The organism is Brevibacillus sp. GCM10020057 (assembly GCF_042683565.1).
GTDB lineage: Bacteria > Bacillota > Bacilli > Brevibacillales > Brevibacillaceae > Brevibacillus.
In genome coordinates this window covers 14,519-29,846 of the sequence record NZ_JBHUJW010000021.1, presented here as the reverse complement: position 1 = coordinate 29,846, position 15,328 = coordinate 14,519, and the positions used below count along the sequence as shown (strand labels likewise).

Genomic DNA, 15,328 nt, shown 5'->3' with positions numbered 1-15,328 from the left:
TTTATTCATATAGATCTGTGCTTAGATATTTAAGGCCTGAATCATTAATTGTTAACACAATATTTGCCCCTTTTTCTTCCCCTTTCAAAAGTTTTAAAGCGGCCGCAACATTCGCTCCTGAAGAGAAACCAGCAAAGATTCCTTCTTTTATTGCTAGTTCCCTAGCAACTTGTGTTGCTTCTTCGTCCGTTACACGAATGTAGTTTGTAACTAAATTTTTATCCAAAAGAGGTAAATCCATTGAATATCCCCCACCTTGGATCTTGTGATTGAGGTTCGAAGATGGTTGAGCAGAGTAGAAGGAAGCCGTAAAAGGTTCAACAAAATAGCAACGAATGCTGGGATTATACTTTTTTAAAGTTTTTGCACATCCTGTAAAGGTACCACCAGAACCAGCAAAATCAAGAAACACATCTACTTTTCCATTAGTCTGTTTCCAAATTTCTTCCCCAGTGTGAAATTCATGAGCATGTATAATGCCAAGGTGATTAAATTGGTCTGCACGAAACGCATTTCTTTCTTTTGTAATTTGTTGCGCTACTTCTTCGACTTTAGCAAGGTCTTCTCCGGATACTTGTCCTACAGGTGAACCAGGGGCTTGATCTACTAAAACAACTTCTGCCCCAAGCGCTCTCATCATTCTCGCTCGTTCCATTGAGTTTCCTTTTGACATGACAGCAACAAATTTATAACCTTTGACAGCGCAAACAATTGCAAGCCCTGTGCCTGTATTGCCACTAGTTAATTCCACAACGGTATCATTTGGTTTTAGTATTCCATCCTTCTCAGCTTCTTCAATGATTTGCAAAGCAATTCTATCCTTTTTGCTGAAACCTGGATTTAAGTATTCAAGTTTGGCGAAAATATTGCCATCCAGATTTTCTGTAATTCGAGAAAGATGAACCATCGGAGTATTACCAATAGCTTGATGAACGCCTGATAAGATCGTGTTCTCCATAGACAAAACCCCTCACTTCATATAAATTGGACTATATAGCGATGTTTAGAACTATATATAGACCTATTGTAAAATATAACGACCTTTTTTACAATATAGCGCCCAAAATGACAGGAGGGTTCATTTGATGGAAGAATTAAATACAAATATTGGAGAAAACATAAAACGCATTCGAAAAGAAAGAGATTTGAGCTTAGAAAAAATTTCAGAATTAACTGGTGTTAGCAAAACGATGTTAGGACAAATTGAAAGAGGGAAGTCTGCACCAACAATAACAACTCTCTGGAAAATAGCTACTGGGCTACGTCTATCGTTTTCTTCACTGGTTAGTCAATACAAACCACCAGTTAGTTTGGTGAAGAGGAAGGAGATAATTCCAATTATTGAAAAAAATGGCGGTTACAAAGTATATCCGCTTGTCCCCTATAATCCAGAACAACATTTTGAGATCTTTTCAATAACCTTAGACCCTGGATGCGAACATATTGCAGATCCGCATAATACAGGAGTGGAGGAATTTATTATAGTAAATGAAGGTGCGTTGGAGGTTGTCGTCAATGAACAGGTTTATTCAGTGGACCCTGAGGATACGATCATTTTTAAAGCAGATCGACCTCACATTTATAGAAACAATGGAAACAGCGCAGTAAAGTGTACAGTAGTAATTCACTATTCAAGTTAATGAATAGGACGGTTCTCCACAATCCAATTATTATTTGAAAGTATAATCAAAAGGCTAAGAACTTATGTATAAGGAACCCATTATTATCTTAGCTAAATTAATAAAAAGTGAATTTAGCATCCTGCAATATTTAGTGATATAGAAGACCGGAACTCCTTGTACCATTAGGGGTTCCGGTCTAATACTTTATTATCACTGAACACCACAGGGTTTGTAGGGGAATTCAGGGAAGAAATGATTGGATACTCGTTTTGGGGATGCCTCACATGGGCCTGTCATTCACATCATCTCGGGATTCATGCCCCGCATGTTTTGGCTGTAGCCGCCGCGTTCGTCCTATCGACGAAAAACGCAAAAACCACCGCCCGCTGTCGGATACAGCAGGCGATGGCTTTTCCCTGTACGTTCTTCCTTTTTACAATTCGTCGTCAAACCCGCCGAAGTCAAAGTCGAAGCCGCCGTCGTCTTCTCCATCGTCTTCGCCCATGTCGTCGGAAGCGACCTCTTCATCTCCGAACAACATTTCATCAAGCAGCATGCCGCCGAGGAAGCCGGCTGCCATACCACCGATCATGCCGCCCATGCCGCTGCCGCGATGGCTGTGGTGGCCGTAATGTCCCTGTCGATAAGCGGCCATCGATACGTAGGGGATGGCGCTCGGGTTGTTGGCATACTCGCGGATCGTCTCCAGCAGAAAACGGGAGAGCCCCTCCTCTTGTCCTTCCTCGAGCAGCTCCTGCGGGACGATGATCTCCGCTTTATATTCTGCCTCTCTTCCCAGGAAGCCCGTGGCCAGATCCAGTTCGACCAGCAGCTTCAGCTCGCCGGGAGCAGAGAAAAAGACGACCTCCAGCTCCTTGAGCGGAATGCCCAGCTGGGTCCCGGGGAAAAAGGAAAATTCCTGTCCGTACGGGGTCAGCTTGCCGGAGTCGGCTTTTTGCCGCAAATCCAGACGCTCCAGTGCATGCAGGACGCGTTCCACCGCTACAGGAGGAAGCACCTGGACAGCATCCATATCTGTCGGGTCCAGCGCCATCTCCACATCCAGCTTGGTATGCAGGTAGTAGCGGATCGACGGCGTAGACATCGCCAGGCCCTCCGGCAATTCAAACGCAAACGGAATCTCCATGACGGCCGGCTTTGGCTGCACCGTGAAGTTGCTTTGGACCGGGAACAGCTGCACCGGCTTGGTGATTTCCTGCCCCTTCACATACGCCTTCATCATGAGGACGACGCTCAAATCTGAAATGCGCTGCTCCACGTTGCCGCCCTCAATCCGCACCACGCCTGTCATCGTTTCTCCAAGGCGGTATCCGGAACGGTCGAGCTGCAGGTCAACCTTGGCAGCGCCGGCCCCTAGTTTGGCCATCAGCTTTTTCAGCATAACGCTTCTCCTCCACTCATAAGTAAATACTTATCTGTGTAGTGTATCAGAAGAAGCCCTGGTTGCGCGAGCAGCGAGCGCATTTGCGAGCAAACGCACTAGTCGTTTCGCATATTCCCCCGTCGTGTCCCGCAAGGCGGAAAACTCTGTGACTTCCAGGCCGATGACCCGGCTATCCTGCACCACTGCCGCAAGCAAATTCTCGGCTTCTTTCAGCGACAAGCCCGTTTTGCTCGGCGAGTACGCTGCAGCCATCGCTTCTTCGTCCATTACATCTACGTCGAAATGAACGAGCAGTTTCGCGTTTGCCGGAATGTTCTTCAAGAGGCGGCTGACCACGTGCTCCCCTTCGCTAGCCCGCAAATCTGCGAGCGAGACGATCTCGATGCCGCAGCTTTCCTCGGGCGGCTGCTGGCAACCGATTACGCTTATCCGGTCACTAGTCCACGCCTGCTCCGCCGCCCACATCGGGTTATCGCGAAGCAGGAACCATAGCCCCATTCCCGCCGCTCCCAGACAGCGATGAGGCGACGGGGCGACGGCATCCAGATGTCCGTCTATTACCAGCAAATAGGCCAGATCTCCGTGCAGTTCCTGATGGGCCGTCGCCGTTCCAACAATGGTGCTGCAATCTCCCCCCAGCATGAGGGCAAAATCGTCGCCGTGAAGCCAATCGCGGGCTTCTTTCCGCAGCAAGTCCCACAGCATACGGGGCGCTGGCCAATGGCGGACGGGCGGGATGTTGTGCCTGGGCAAATAATCGGGAAGCTTCACATTTCCGGCATCGCTGACCTTCAGCCCCGCCTGCTGCAATTGTTCGATCAAACCAGCCTCTCGCAATGCGTCTGGCGCGAGCTCCGTCCCGGAGACGTACGCTCCCACCGCATGCGGTATGCCAATCACGTTTACGTTTATCGCCGATCCCTCCTGATTCTTACCGTAGACATGCTCCCAGTATATCACAATCAGGATTCCAAATATTAGATGAACGTCGTGGAGCCGGCCTGTTCAGGTTCTTTACAAACTTGCAAGCCCTCAATCAAGCCACGCAAAAAAGCCGATGCCCCCCTCTGGAATATGATCGTTCTCCAGAGAAAGGGGCATCGGCTTGTGTGCGGACTGGCAAATACCTGAGCTTGCGCAGTCGAAGCGGCTCTGCGCCTGTGCCGGACTTGGCAGCCGGCGCCGGGCTGGACAGCTTGCTTTTGATTTTGCCGCTTTTTGTACCTGCCCGTACCGTTTGCTTCCTTATTTCACATCGTAGCCTTGGTCTTCAATCGCTTCCTTGATAGCATCCACTGTCAGACCGCCTTCGTTGTAGGTGACCTCGACGGTTTTGGCCGCCAGATTGACTTTTCCGGTCGCCCCCAGCTCCTTCAATGCTTTTTCGATCGTGTTGACGCAGTGATTGCAGCTCATTCCTTCTACATTCAGGGTAATAGTTTGCATAAATGATCTCTCCTTTGGTTGATTGATAATGGAATGCGGACAATGCCGCTGCTTGCCGATTTTGATGCGGCGCTCCGGCTACAGCTTCACCCGCTGCAGCCGCAGAGCGTTGAGTACGACGGAAACGGAGCTAAAGGCCATCGCCGCTCCCGCCAGCCACGGCTCGAGGAAGCCGAGCGCTGCGAACGGGATGCCAAGGGTGTTGTAGGCGAACGCCCAGAACAAATTTTGCTTGATGTTGCGGATCGTCCGTTTGCTCATCTCAATCGCATCGGCTACACTGGTGAGCTCGCCGCGCATCAAGGTGATGTCGGCCGCTTCCATCGCCACATCCGTGCCCGTCCCGATCGCCATCCCGATGTCGGCAGTCGCGAGCGCCGGGGCGTCGTTGATACCGTCGCCGACCATGGCGACCTTTTTGCCTGCAGCCTGCAGCTTTTTCACTTCCGCTGCCTTGCCCTCCGGCAACACTTCTGCGATGACCTGATCGATTCCTGTTTCGCGGGCGATTGCCTCCGCAGTCTGGCGGTTGTCCCCGGTCATCATGATCACGGTCAGCCCCATTGCCTTCAGTCGTTCTACCGCTTTTTTCGAGGTCGGCTTGATCGTATCCGCCACGGCAATCAATCCGGCCAGCTTGCCATCTACAGCTGCCAGCATCGCGGTTTTCCCCGCTTTCTCGAGCGCCAGCATCTGCTCTGCGACGCGCTCGCAGGAAACATGTTCACGCTCCAGCAGTCTGCGCGTGCCCACGAGCACTTCCTGGCCATCTGCCACGGCTCGAATGCCATAGCCGGGGATCGCTTCAAAGGCCGAGGTGTTTGCCAGCGCAATCCCTCGCTCGCCGATGCCCTTCACGATCGCCTGGGCCAGCGGGTGCTCCGAGTTTTTCTCTGCAGCCCCGACCAGCGCCAGCAGCCGCTGCCCCTCGATCTCCACGGCGATAACGTCGGTCAGCTCCGGCTCGCCTTTGGTCACAGTGCCGGTCTTGTCGAGGACGATCGTGTCCAGCCGATGCGCGGTCTCCAGATGCTCGCCGCCTTTGAACAGAATGCCCAGCTCTGCGGCGCGGCCCGAACCGGCCATGATGGACGTCGGCGTAGCCAGGCCGAGAGCGCACGGGCAGGCGATGACGAGCACGGCGATGGCTTTTTCCAGCGCCTCGGCGAAATTGCCGGGGGTGACCCCGAAATACCAGACGGCAAAGGTCAGGGCTGCGATGCCGACGACAATCGGGACGAAGATGCCGGAGATGCTGTCGGCAAGACGCTGGATCGGCGCTTTGGTCCCCTGCGCTTCCTCCACCACCTTGATGATCTGGGCCAGCGCCGTTTCTTTGCCGACTTTGGTCGCCTCGATCTTCAGGAAGCCGTTTTTGTTCAGTGTCGCGCCGATGACGGTGTCGCCTGCCCTCTTGTCGACAGGGATGCTCTCCCCTGTCAGCATCGATTCGTCTACGGCCGACTCGCCTGCCAGCACCACCCCGTCAACCGGCACTTTCTCGCCGGGCTTCACATGAACGATATCGCCCGGCCGCACGTCCTCCACAGGAACCGTCATCTCCACGCCGTCCCGCACGACGACAGCCGACTTGGCCTGCAGCCCCATCAGCTTGCGGATCGCTTCTGAGGAACGTCCTTTGGCTTTGGCCTCGAACAGTTTGCCCAGCAGGATCAGCGTGATCAGCACCGCGCTGGTCTCGAAGTACAACTCCAGCATGTGCGCGCCGGTGCCGATGGAGGCAATTGCCACATACAGGCTGTAGAAGTAGGCCGCCGAAGTGCCAAGGGCGACGAGCACATCCATGTTGGCGCTGCCGTTGCGCAGTGCCTTGTAGGCTCCCAGGTAAAACTGTCCCCCGATGACGAACTGCACAGGCGTAGCCAACGCGAGCTGTACCCACGGATTACTCAAGGCTTCCGGCAGCCAGATAAACGAGGTGAAGGAAAAGTGGCTCACCATCGCCCAGAGCAGCGGCAGCGAGAGCAGCATGGAGACCCAGAACTTCTCGGTCTGCCGCTTGATCTCCATTTGCCGCCGGTCTACCTGCTGCCCAGACCGTTCCCCTTCCTTGGGCTCCGCTCGATAGCCCAGCTTTTCGACCTGGCGTACGAGATCGGCCACGCCGACCTGGCCGGCGTCGTATTCCACAACCGCCGTCTCCAGCGCCAGATTGACGTTTGCCTTCAACACGCCAGGCAGTTTGTTCAGCCCTTTTTCGATCCGGGTCGCACAGGCGGCGCACGTCATGCCGCCAATCGCCAACTCCGCCTTTTCCGCACCCACCCCGTAGCCGAGCGACTCGATCTTGCTGCGGATGAGATCCAAATTCGTCACCGCCGGATCGTATACGACCGTCGATTTTTCCAGGGTCAGGTTGACGTTGGCAGACTCCACGCCCTCCAGCTTTTTCAACCCTTTTTCGATTCGCAGTGCACACGCCGCACACGTCATCCCCGTTATGGGAACTGTCGCTTCCGCTGTCTTGGCACTCATCGTTATTCCTCCGTTACCAAATACCCTCATGGGGTATATTTTATGGTAGTGTTCCCCTGATGCAATATCCTTATCACATCTTCACTATAATATACCCCCACAGGGTATATCAAGGGGTATTTTCAAAAAAAATAGCCAGCCTGTCCTGCCTGGGCTGACCCGCAAAAACGCAAAGAAAGCCCCCGAATGTAAAGGGACTTTCTTGTGCGAGTTGCGCAATGGCACTTTAGTTTGCCCGGTTGACTGCCTGCTGGTACGCCGCCGCGATTTTGGCTGCCACTTCGGCATTGTGCTTCACCAGCGCGATGTTGGTTTGCAGGCTCTTGCCGCCCGTCAGCTGTTTCACCTTGTCGAGCAAAAACGGCGTCACCTTTTTGCCCGTGATGTTGTTGTCTTTGGCTTCCTGTAATGCCTGCAGGATGACAGCCTCGATCTGCTGATGGTCCAGCGCATCTGCTTCCGGCACCGGGTTGGCGATGATCATACCGCCGTCGAGCCCCAGCTTCCATTTCGTATCCATCAAGGTGCCCACTTCTTCCGGCGTATCGAGGCGGAAGTCTACGCCATAGCCGCTCTCGCGGGCAAAGAAGGACGGAAACTCGGAGGTGCGATAGCCGACGACCGGCACGCCGTGCGTCTCCAGGTATTCCAGCGTGCGGCCAATGTCGAGGATCGATTTGGCTCCGGCGCACACGACCGCTACGTTCGTCTTGGCCAGCTCGGTCAAGTCTGCCGATACGTCCCACGTGATTTCTCCTTCGCGATGCACGCCGCCGATCCCGCCTGTCGCAAACATGCGGATGCCGGCAAGCTGCGCCGCGATCATCGTAGCTGCTACTGTCGTCGCCCCGATTTTTCCGCTCGCGAGGATGTACGGGAAGTCGCGGCGGCTTACTTTTTCTACGCTCTTGTTGGTCGCAAATTCCTCCAGCTCGCTCTCGGACAGGCCGATCTTGATTTTGCCGTTCATGATCCCGATGGTCGCAGGCACAGCGCCGTTGTCACGGATGATCTGCTCGACTTCCTTGGCCATCTCGATGTTTTGCGGGTAAGGCATGCCGTGCGAAATAATGGTCGTCTCCAGTGCCACCACGGGCAGGTTGTTTTCCAGCGCGTGACGGACTTCCTCTGTAAAGGTCAAATATTGTTTCATCGCTTATCGCTCCTTTTTGTAGTGATTCACAATCTCCATGAGCTGCTCCGGCTTCAGCAGCGGCGATACGGACTGCTCGGTCTGCAGCGTCAGCGCGGACGCAGCCAGCCCCAGACGGCACGCATCCGCGAATGACTCGCCGCTCACGACCCCGTACAGCAATCCCGAAGCAAACGCATCTCCTGCTCCCGTCACATCCACCACATCGGTCGGATAGGGAGCGAAATGCTCGGAGACGCCCTCGGTCTGATAGTAAATGCCCTGCTCGCCCATGGTCACAACGACGTGCTTCACGCCCCGCTCCCTGATTTTGCGGCACGCCTTTACGCAGTCTTCCGGCGACTGGATGCTCATGCCTGCGAGCAGCTCGGCTTCCTCCCGGTTGGGCAAAATGGCTTCGACTCCGTCCAATCGCTGCGGCAGCTTTTTCGCCTTGGCAGAGGATACCGGGTCCACGAACAGCGGAATGTTTTCTTCCCGGCAGCGTCCGATGATGTAGGCGAGGCAGTCGGCCGGTACGTTCGTATCCAGGAAAACCGCCTGGGCCGAGGCGATATGCGACCACTTTTCCGCGTACATTTCCGGCGTCAGCGCATCGTAAATGTCCATGTTCGCCAGCGAGACGATCATTTCCCCGTCGATGTCCAGAAGCGCGGTATAGGTGCCAGTCCGCTGGGTAGGCAGCCGCCAGACCTGGCTGATATCGACGCCGTGCTTGCGGGTCTCCTGGAGAATCCACTCCCCTTCCTTGTCTTCCCCGATGCAGGTAAACAATGACGTCTTGCAGCCGAGCCGGCCCAGATTCTCGGCGATGTTGCGCGCGACCCCGCCGCATGACTCCACGATCGTGACGGGATTGGAAGAATGCAGCCGCACCTTCTGCTTCCCTCTTGCTTTGCGGTCGAGATTGGCGCCGCCGATACAGGCGATCGTGCCCTCGTCGCGCAGGATGTACGCCCGTCCCTTGATCTCGCCGCGCTTGGTCAACTGGGCGATATATCCGGCAACCGCAGAGCGGGAGATGCCCATCAGGTCCGCCAGTTCTTGCTGGCTGATAAAAGGATTGCGGCGGATGTACTGCAAAATCTGCATTTCTTTGTCCACGGTTATCCTCCTCCCTCGCGAAATCGCAATCACAGCTTCGCTCTCAAACAAAAGTTTATCAAACAAACAAAAGTTTAGCAACCTCGTGTTCAGCGGTATTCAAGCCAAAAGCAGGCACCAAAGCAGCCGCTTTCCAGCGGTCGGCGCACGGAGATTGCGCTGCCCCAACAAAAAAAGCCCGGATTTCTCCAGGCTACATTTGTTGCTCGATGACGGCTTCTTTCGCAGTTTCCTTCGCGGCCGCCTGCCCTTTTGCCTCTTCCTTTTTCGCCAGTGCAAACACAGTCCCGATAATGCAAAGCGCACCGAGCCATTCGCATAAGCCGAAGGGGACGTGCAGCCAGACGACCGTGGCGACGACGGCGGAGAGCGGTTCGGCGCTGGCGAGCAGGCTCGTTTCCGCCGGCCGGATAAAACGCAGACTGTCTACGTACAAATAAAAGGCGATGAGCGTTCCGAACAGGACGAGGAACGCCACGCCCAGCAGCGATGTCGGCTGCCAGTCGATAGCAACGGTCTGCCAGGGACGAGTCAGGATGCACAGGCCGATGCCGCCGATCAGCATCGCCCAGCCCAGCACGACCGTCGATCCCCAGCGCTGCAGCAGCGATTGAGGGTACAAGGTGTAAAAGGCGAGCGCCAGCGCAGAGGCCAATCCCCACAGAACCGCCCCCGGCGCAATCGAGAGCTGGTCCGGCCTGCCGTTTGTAATCAGCAGAAAAGTTCCGACCAGCGCCAGCACGATTGCCAAAGTCTGCGCCTTGCTGGGCAACTGGCGGTGGCGGACGACGAGATACGCCGTCAAGAAGACCGGCCCCAAATATTGCAGCAAGGTCGCCGTTGCTGCGTTCCCTGCTTCAATAGAAGCAAAGTATGTATACTGCACGCCCAATAGTCCCAAAATTCCAAACAGCAACAGCCTGCCCAGGCCTTTTCCCGGGCGGACGATCAGCCACACATGGCTGCGGTTTTTCCCGCAGAGCGACAATGCCAGCAGCAGCCCTCCGGACAGGAGCAGCCGCACCGTCACCAGCCATTCTGTCGTAAACGAATGATGCTGCAGCAAAGACTGTGCGACCGTCCCGGACACTCCCCACAAGACAGACGCGACGAGCACCATAGCAAATCCGCGTGCGCGCGATGACACTTCCATGCCTTCTCTCCCCTGCTCTCCAGTTCATTTTTCTGTAGTATACACCGGGAGACGGCATCGGACGAGCCAAAAATCGCGGGCGCACCATGTTCTGCCATCAAGGTTTCACAATTTGACAAGCCTGCCGTGCTTCCTGTATCATTTCCTCAAATTAAAGATATTAAAAATTCCCGATACATGCCGGGAAAGGAGGAACATGATGTCGAAGCAGACGGCTCGTGACGATTCCCTCGATTTATTGGTGGTGCTTTCCCGTTCGTACAACTGGGTCACGGCCCACATCAACCGCGACATTCGCCAGCATGGCCTCAACCCTACCGAGTTTGGCGTACTCGAACTTCTTTATCATAAAGGACCGCAGCCCTTGCAGCAGATTGGCGAAAAAATCCTGATCTCCAGCGGAAACATTACCTACGTGGTGGACAAACTAGAGAAGAAGCAGTTGCTGATTCGCAAGCCCTGTCTGGAGGACCGCCGCGTCATTTACGCGGAGCTGACGGAAAAGGGCGAGAAGTTTTTGGCGGCCATCTTTCCTTCGCACAAACAAGTGATCGAAAAGGCGGTCTGCGGACTTACGCCAGAGGAACAGCGCCAGGCTACCCAATTGCTGAAAAAACTGGGCCGAGCCGCGCAGGAAAGCTTCTAGCCGGGTCCATGCGCATTGCACCCAAAAAACCGCTTGACAAAGAGCGGTTCAAGTAATAATCTTAAAATCAAGATTTACACTTTTTAAGTTAGCGACTTACATTATGAAAGGGGAATAATCCTTCCATGAGCAAAGTATTATTAATCAAGGCAAATGATCGACCAGTAGAACAAGCCGTGAGTGTGAAGCTGTACGAAGCATTCGCGAAATCTTATAAAGAGACCCATGCAAACGATGAAGTCATCGAGCTGGACCTGTTCGCCGAGAACCTGCCTTACTACGGAAATGACCTGCTGACTGCCATGTACAAAGCAGGCAACGGCATCGAGCTGAGTGCCGAAGAGCAAAAAGGCGCCGCTCTGGTCAACAAATATCTGGATCAGTTTGCTGCAGCAGATAAAGTCGTGTTCGCCTTCCCGATGTGGAACTTCACCGTACCGGCTGTCCTGCACACATACATGGACTACCTGTCCCAGGCAGGCAAAACTTTCAAATACACCGCTGAAGGTCCTGTAGGTCTGATGGGCGGCAAAAAAGTGGCTCTGCTCAGCGCACGCGGCGGCGTATACTCCGAAGGCCCGATGGCAGCCATCGAAATGGCGAACAAATACGTTCGCACACTGCTGGGCTTCTGGGGCATCTCCGACATCACGGAAGTTATTGTAGAAGGCCACAACCAATTCCCTGACAAAGCGCAAGCGCTCATCCAGGAAGGCATTGCGAAAGCGGCGAAACTGGCAGAAACATTCTAAGCCTTTTCTCATGTGAAAAGAAAGCCTCGGCCGAGGCTTTCTTGCGTCACATTATCTCAAATTAAAAATACTATAATTAAAAATAAATCAAGGAGTGATGAAAACATGATGGATCTCGGTTTGCTCTTGATTCGGTTGGTGATCGGTTTGACGTTTGCTGCTCACGGCACGCAGAAGCTGTTCGGCTGGTTTGGCGGCTACGGCCTGAAAGGAACAGGCGGTTGGCTGGAGTCCATCGGCGTCAAGCCGGGTGTCCTGATGGCGCTATTGGCCGGTCTGGGTGAGCTTGTCGGCGGATTGCTGTTTGCCGCAGGTGTAGGCACATGGATCGGTGCCATTCTGATCGCACTCACCATGCTCGTCGCCATCGTGAAGGTGCACGGTCCAAACGGCTACTGGGCTACACAAAACGGCTACGAATACAACCTCGCCCTGATTGCCGTTGCCATTGGCGTCGCCCTGATCGGCCCTGGTGCTTACGTACTGTTTTAATCGCGGAACGCTCCGGAAATCATCTTCTATATCTTCCATAGAAAGGGCTGCCCGAAGCACATGCCAGCTTCACGGCAGCCATTTCTTACGCCTTTGCCTCCATCAAAAAAACGGATAAAAACTTTCTGACGCTGATGCGACACTTGGTCGTCTTTTCCCCGGCCTCCAGCTCCTGCATGCGCTGCCGCACCTCATGAAAGTCAAACAGCCGCGGCGCGAAATGCTCGAAGGTGGGATTGGAGAAGTCTGTCAAGCCGAGCGAGGACAAATGCGTGAACGCCTGCAAAACCATGCGGCGTATGCGCTGCTCCATCGCTCGCACCTCTTTGCCGAGTGAGTGCTCGTCCAGATTGCCGTGCAGCTTGTGCAGCACTTGCGTATACAGTTCCTTTAGCTGCATGTCGCGCAGTCGATCGCCCCGGCGTGGGTCCTGCACGAGCCAGTTTATAATCATGAGCAGGTCGGACGCCCCCGCCTCGCTGGCAATTCCGAGCTGCAAGAGCAGCTGCCGCGCCTTTTGCTCCAGGCCGCTCTGTGCGTAGCGGCCGCTTCCCGCCGAAGCTGCGTTTTTTGTTTCCGGATCGGCGGTGTCCTTTCCTTTCACGTCCAGTATTTGCAGCGATTGGCGGATCGATTGCAGCGAGGCTTCCAGCTTGAGGTAGTCAGCCACCCGCCGCAGCACCGAAATAACCTCCAGGCGGTTGATCGGCTTGTGGATGAACGTATCGATTCCTTGCAAATACGCCTCCCCGATCATCTCCTTGTTTTCCACCTGGGATACCATAATGAACCGTCCCGTGAACCCTTCCGCTCGCAGCTTCCTGATCGTCTGAATGCCGTCCAGTCCTGGCATCAACAGGTCAATCAATACAACGTCCACGCCGTACAGCTGATCGATGGACACACTAATGCCATCACTGGCTTGATCGACGACCTCTCCAAGTCCGCTGTCCATAATGATGCGCTCCAGCATCCTGCGGACGACAGCATCATCTTCAATGAGAAAAAACCGTATCATCATACTCCCTCCTTTCGCAAAAGCTGATCCGTCGGCAAGCTGACCACAAAACGTGTCGTCGGGTCCCCATCGTCCATGATCCGCAAACTGCCCTGCAAGCTGTGCACAATCGCCCGGGCATGCGTCAATCCGATCCCTGTGGACGAATTGCCCTGCTGGTCAAATTTGGTCGTATACCCAGGCTCGAATACCCACTCCCGCTCTTCCGCAGGGATGCCCGGTCCGCTGTCGATCACATGAAAGGCAATATTTCGCTGCTCCAGCTCTACCGCAAGCCCGATCCAGCCGCTCTTTCCGATCGCCTCCACCGCATTTGCCACCAAATTGTTCAACACCGAGAGCAATGCGTAAATTTGGCTGGTCGACAGATCAACCTCGCATGTGAGCGTAATGTCAATCTCTTTTCCCAACATCTCTGCATACTTCTGATTGGCCCGCACGACGAGCCCGCACAGGTCCCGAATCGACAGCTGCGAAGCCAGCCCTTCCTGGTTGATGAGCTTGGACAAGCCCGCAAGCATGCGCTGCGAATCTTTTTTAACCTCGTGTACATTTTCCGCGATGTGCAGGGCGATGGACGATTCCGTATGCTCCGTGGAGAGCAGCCGCGTGTAAAGCTGGTAGCTCTCGCGGGTGATCTCCTCCAGATGGGTCATGGACTTGCGCAAGTAGAACGCCTCTACGTATAGCTCGGTGTTGATCATCCGCAGCCGGTCCAGCTCCTGCTGCCGCACTTCCCCGACAGCGCGCACCTGGCGAATGGAGAAGCTGTTGTACAGGCCGACCGCAAAAAAGCTGCGCAGCACGCCAAAAACCAGCAGCATGAAGATGCTCTCCCAGTTCGTGGCAGGGGAGTCGTTGAGCAAATGGCGCAGCTTCAGCTCCACCATATTGGAGGCGAAGTCCACGGACGCCCCGATCAGTCCGACCAGTACCGGTGACTCCAGAAACCTCCGTGCCCGGATAAAGTGGAAAAGCAAAGAAAAACTGAAGTAGTAAAAGGCCGACGGGAGATGGGTTTGCAGGCTGTCCAACCAGCTGACATCGCTCATGAGCTGATCGAGCAAGATCCGAAACCCGAGAATGAACGTCCCTGTCAACATCCCTGTCGTCAACACAGGAACAGACTGGAACCAGAGCAATCCGAAAAAGAAAGCGGCAATCCCCAGGGAAAAACGAAAGCTCCCACCGAACGGGTTGACCTTCATTTCACCGAAGAAGGCGGTTGCCAGCATGATGATGCTCAGTACCCAAATACGGTAGCGCATAATTGCTCCTCTCTGTATAAAAAAAAGATCCCCCATTCCTATTGTACTAAGAATTGGAGATCTGCAAAGAAAATTAGCAAAATTGGCTGTGCGCCAAGCCATCGGCGGCGCCGTTGCCGATTATGCGTGCCTGTTTTCCAGACGCTTCGAGACGACAGACAAAGCGTAGTTGACGACAAAGTACATGACAGCCACCAACAGGAACGTCGGAATGACAAAATTGACGTTGCGCCCGTTGATGATCTGCGCATGGTTCATCAGCTCCGGCAAGGCGATCACCACAGCCAGAGAAGTGTCTTTCAAAAGCGAGATGAACTGGCTCACAATCGGCGGCACCATGCGACGAAGCGCCTGAGGCAGCACGATGTGCCAGAGCGTCTGCACGTAGTTCAGGCCCGATGAGCGCGCCGCCTCGATCTGTCCTTTTTCCACGGACTTCAGACCGCTGCGGACGATCTCGGACAGCATCGCCGACTCGAAAATGACCAGAGCCAGAATCGCGGCATAAAATTTCTCCAGCTTGATCCCGACTTCCGGCAGAGCGAAGTAGGTGAAGAAAATGATCAACAAGAGCGGCAGGTTGCGGATCAGTTCCACGACCGTGGCAAGCAGCTGGGAGATGACCGGGATTTGTCCGTAGCGCAGAGTGCCGACGACGATCCCGATCGCAAAGCTGAGTGCGATGGAGATGAAAGCCACTTGCAGGGTGACCCAAAAACCTTCGAGCAAGAAGGTAAGATGACTGGGAGCATATGCGCCGATAAAGTCCATGG

General features: G+C 54.4%; 15 protein-coding genes. 4 read left to right on the top strand and 11 right to left on the bottom strand.

What is annotated here, in order from left to right:
* Nucleotide 1 precedes the first annotated feature (1 nt).
* Complete coding sequence (locus ACFSO0_RS06050) at nt 2–958, bottom strand: PLP-dependent cysteine synthase family protein (protein WP_376877773.1); 957 nt, start codon at nt 956–958, stop codon at nt 2–4.
* A gap of 127 nt (nt 959–1,085) precedes the next feature.
* Here ACFSO0_RS06050 and ACFSO0_RS06045 point away from each other — a divergent pair, with 127 nt between their 5' ends.
* Nucleotides 1,086–1,640, top strand: coding sequence for a helix-turn-helix domain-containing protein (locus ACFSO0_RS06045; protein ID WP_376877770.1), 555 nt, complete (start codon nt 1,086–1,088; stop codon nt 1,638–1,640).
* Nucleotides 1,641–2,055: 415 nt separating this feature from the next.
* On the opposite strand, the gene ACFSO0_RS06040 is transcribed toward ACFSO0_RS06045, so the two are convergent.
* The 7 genes from ACFSO0_RS06040 to ACFSO0_RS06010 form a co-directional block, all read right to left on the bottom strand.
* Nucleotides 2,056–3,024, bottom strand: coding sequence for a sporulation protein (locus tag ACFSO0_RS06040; protein WP_376877767.1), 969 nt, complete (start codon nt 3,022–3,024; stop codon nt 2,056–2,058).
* Nucleotides 3,025–3,054: 30 nt separating this feature from the next.
* Nucleotides 3,055–3,987: an arginase family protein gene (locus ACFSO0_RS06035; RefSeq protein WP_376877764.1), complete on the bottom strand. Its 933-nt coding sequence runs from the start codon at nt 3,985–3,987 to the stop codon at nt 3,055–3,057.
* A 285-nt stretch (nt 3,988–4,272) separates the two neighbouring features.
* Complete coding sequence (locus ACFSO0_RS06030; RefSeq protein WP_376877761.1) at nt 4,273–4,473, bottom strand: copper ion binding protein; 201 nt, start codon at nt 4,471–4,473, stop codon at nt 4,273–4,275.
* A gap of 78 nt (nt 4,474–4,551) precedes the next feature.
* Complete coding sequence (locus tag ACFSO0_RS06025; protein ID WP_376877758.1) at nt 4,552–6,969, bottom strand: heavy metal translocating P-type ATPase; 2,418 nt, start codon at nt 6,967–6,969, stop codon at nt 4,552–4,554.
* Nucleotides 6,970–7,195: 226 nt separating this feature from the next.
* Nucleotides 7,196–8,122, bottom strand: a complete 927-nt coding sequence (locus tag ACFSO0_RS06020; protein WP_376877755.1) for a pseudouridine-5'-phosphate glycosidase — start codon at nt 8,120–8,122, stop codon at nt 7,196–7,198.
* Nucleotides 8,123–8,125: 3 nt separating this feature from the next.
* Nucleotides 8,126–9,226: a carbohydrate kinase gene (locus tag ACFSO0_RS06015; RefSeq protein ID WP_376877752.1), complete on the bottom strand. Its 1,101-nt coding sequence runs from the start codon at nt 9,224–9,226 to the stop codon at nt 8,126–8,128.
* Nucleotides 9,227–9,419: 193 nt separating this feature from the next.
* On the bottom strand, nt 9,420–10,379 hold the full coding sequence (locus ACFSO0_RS06010) for a DMT family transporter (protein WP_376877749.1): 960 nt from the start codon (nt 10,377–10,379) through the stop codon (nt 9,420–9,422).
* 199 nt (nt 10,380–10,578) lie between these two features.
* On the opposite strand from ACFSO0_RS06010, the gene ACFSO0_RS06005 reads away from it, so the two are divergent.
* From ACFSO0_RS06005 to ACFSO0_RS05995, 3 genes are all read left to right on the top strand, one after another.
* Nucleotides 10,579–11,025: a MarR family winged helix-turn-helix transcriptional regulator gene (locus ACFSO0_RS06005; protein ID WP_376877746.1), complete on the top strand. Its 447-nt coding sequence runs from the start codon at nt 10,579–10,581 to the stop codon at nt 11,023–11,025.
* Nucleotides 11,026–11,150: 125 nt separating this feature from the next.
* Nucleotides 11,151–11,777 carry an FMN-dependent NADH-azoreductase gene (locus tag ACFSO0_RS06000; RefSeq protein ID WP_376877743.1) on the top strand — a complete coding sequence of 209 codons (627 nt, stop codon included), beginning with the start codon at nt 11,151–11,153 and terminating at the stop codon, nt 11,775–11,777.
* 105 nt (nt 11,778–11,882) lie between these two features.
* Entirely contained in the window at nt 11,883–12,269 is a 387-nt protein-coding gene (locus ACFSO0_RS05995) for a DoxX family protein (RefSeq protein WP_376877740.1), read from the top strand.
* Between the two features lie 85 nt (nt 12,270–12,354).
* On the opposite strand, the gene ACFSO0_RS05990 is transcribed toward ACFSO0_RS05995, so the two are convergent.
* The 3 genes from ACFSO0_RS05990 to ACFSO0_RS05980 form a co-directional block, all read right to left on the bottom strand.
* A complete protein-coding gene (locus ACFSO0_RS05990) occupies nt 12,355–13,287 on the bottom strand; it encodes a response regulator (RefSeq protein WP_376877737.1) in 933 nt (310 codons plus the stop codon).
* A complete protein-coding gene (locus tag ACFSO0_RS05985; RefSeq protein ID WP_376877734.1) occupies nt 13,287–14,555 on the bottom strand; it encodes an ATP-binding protein in 1,269 nt (422 codons plus the stop codon). The genes ACFSO0_RS05990 and ACFSO0_RS05985 overlap by 1 nt, the downstream gene beginning before the upstream one ends.
* A 120-nt stretch (nt 14,556–14,675) precedes the next feature.
* A complete protein-coding gene (locus tag ACFSO0_RS05980; RefSeq protein ID WP_376877731.1) occupies nt 14,676–15,326 on the bottom strand; it encodes an amino acid ABC transporter permease in 651 nt (216 codons plus the stop codon).
* Nucleotides 15,327–15,328: the final 2 nt, after the last annotated feature.

What these genes read in the sequence shown, in the direction of transcription:
- ACFSO0_RS06010 (WP_376877749.1), bottom strand. Translation starts at nt 10,379, where the DNA reads ATGGAAGTGTCATCGCGCGCACGCGGATTTGCTATGGTGCTCGTCGCG.
- ACFSO0_RS06020 (WP_376877755.1), bottom strand. Translation starts at nt 8,122, where the DNA reads ATGAAACAATATTTGACCTTTACAGAGGAAGTCCGTCACGCGCTGGAA.
- ACFSO0_RS06040 (WP_376877767.1), bottom strand. Translation starts at nt 3,024, where the DNA reads ATGCTGAAAAAGCTGATGGCCAAACTAGGGGCCGGCGCTGCCAAGGTT.
- ACFSO0_RS05980 (WP_376877731.1), bottom strand. Translation starts at nt 15,326, where the DNA reads ATGGACTTTATCGGCGCATATGCTCCCAGTCATCTTACCTTCTTGCTC.
- ACFSO0_RS06025 (WP_376877758.1), bottom strand. Translation starts at nt 6,969, where the DNA reads ATGAGTGCCAAGACAGCGGAAGCGACAGTTCCCATAACGGGGATGACG.
- ACFSO0_RS05985 (WP_376877734.1), bottom strand. Translation starts at nt 14,555, where the DNA reads ATGCGCTACCGTATTTGGGTACTGAGCATCATCATGCTGGCAACCGCC.
- ACFSO0_RS06000 (WP_376877743.1), top strand. Translation starts at nt 11,151, where the DNA reads ATGAGCAAAGTATTATTAATCAAGGCAAATGATCGACCAGTAGAACAA.
- ACFSO0_RS05995 (WP_376877740.1), top strand. Translation starts at nt 11,883, where the DNA reads ATGATGGATCTCGGTTTGCTCTTGATTCGGTTGGTGATCGGTTTGACG.
- ACFSO0_RS05990 (WP_376877737.1), bottom strand. Translation starts at nt 13,287, where the DNA reads ATGATACGGTTTTTTCTCATTGAAGATGATGCTGTCGTCCGCAGGATG.
- ACFSO0_RS06050 (WP_376877773.1), bottom strand. Translation starts at nt 958, where the DNA reads ATGGAGAACACGATCTTATCAGGCGTTCATCAAGCTATTGGTAATACT.
- ACFSO0_RS06045 (WP_376877770.1), top strand. Translation starts at nt 1,086, where the DNA reads ATGGAAGAATTAAATACAAATATTGGAGAAAACATAAAACGCATTCGA.
- ACFSO0_RS06005 (WP_376877746.1), top strand. Translation starts at nt 10,579, where the DNA reads ATGTCGAAGCAGACGGCTCGTGACGATTCCCTCGATTTATTGGTGGTG.
- ACFSO0_RS06030 (WP_376877761.1), bottom strand. Translation starts at nt 4,473, where the DNA reads ATGCAAACTATTACCCTGAATGTAGAAGGAATGAGCTGCAATCACTGC.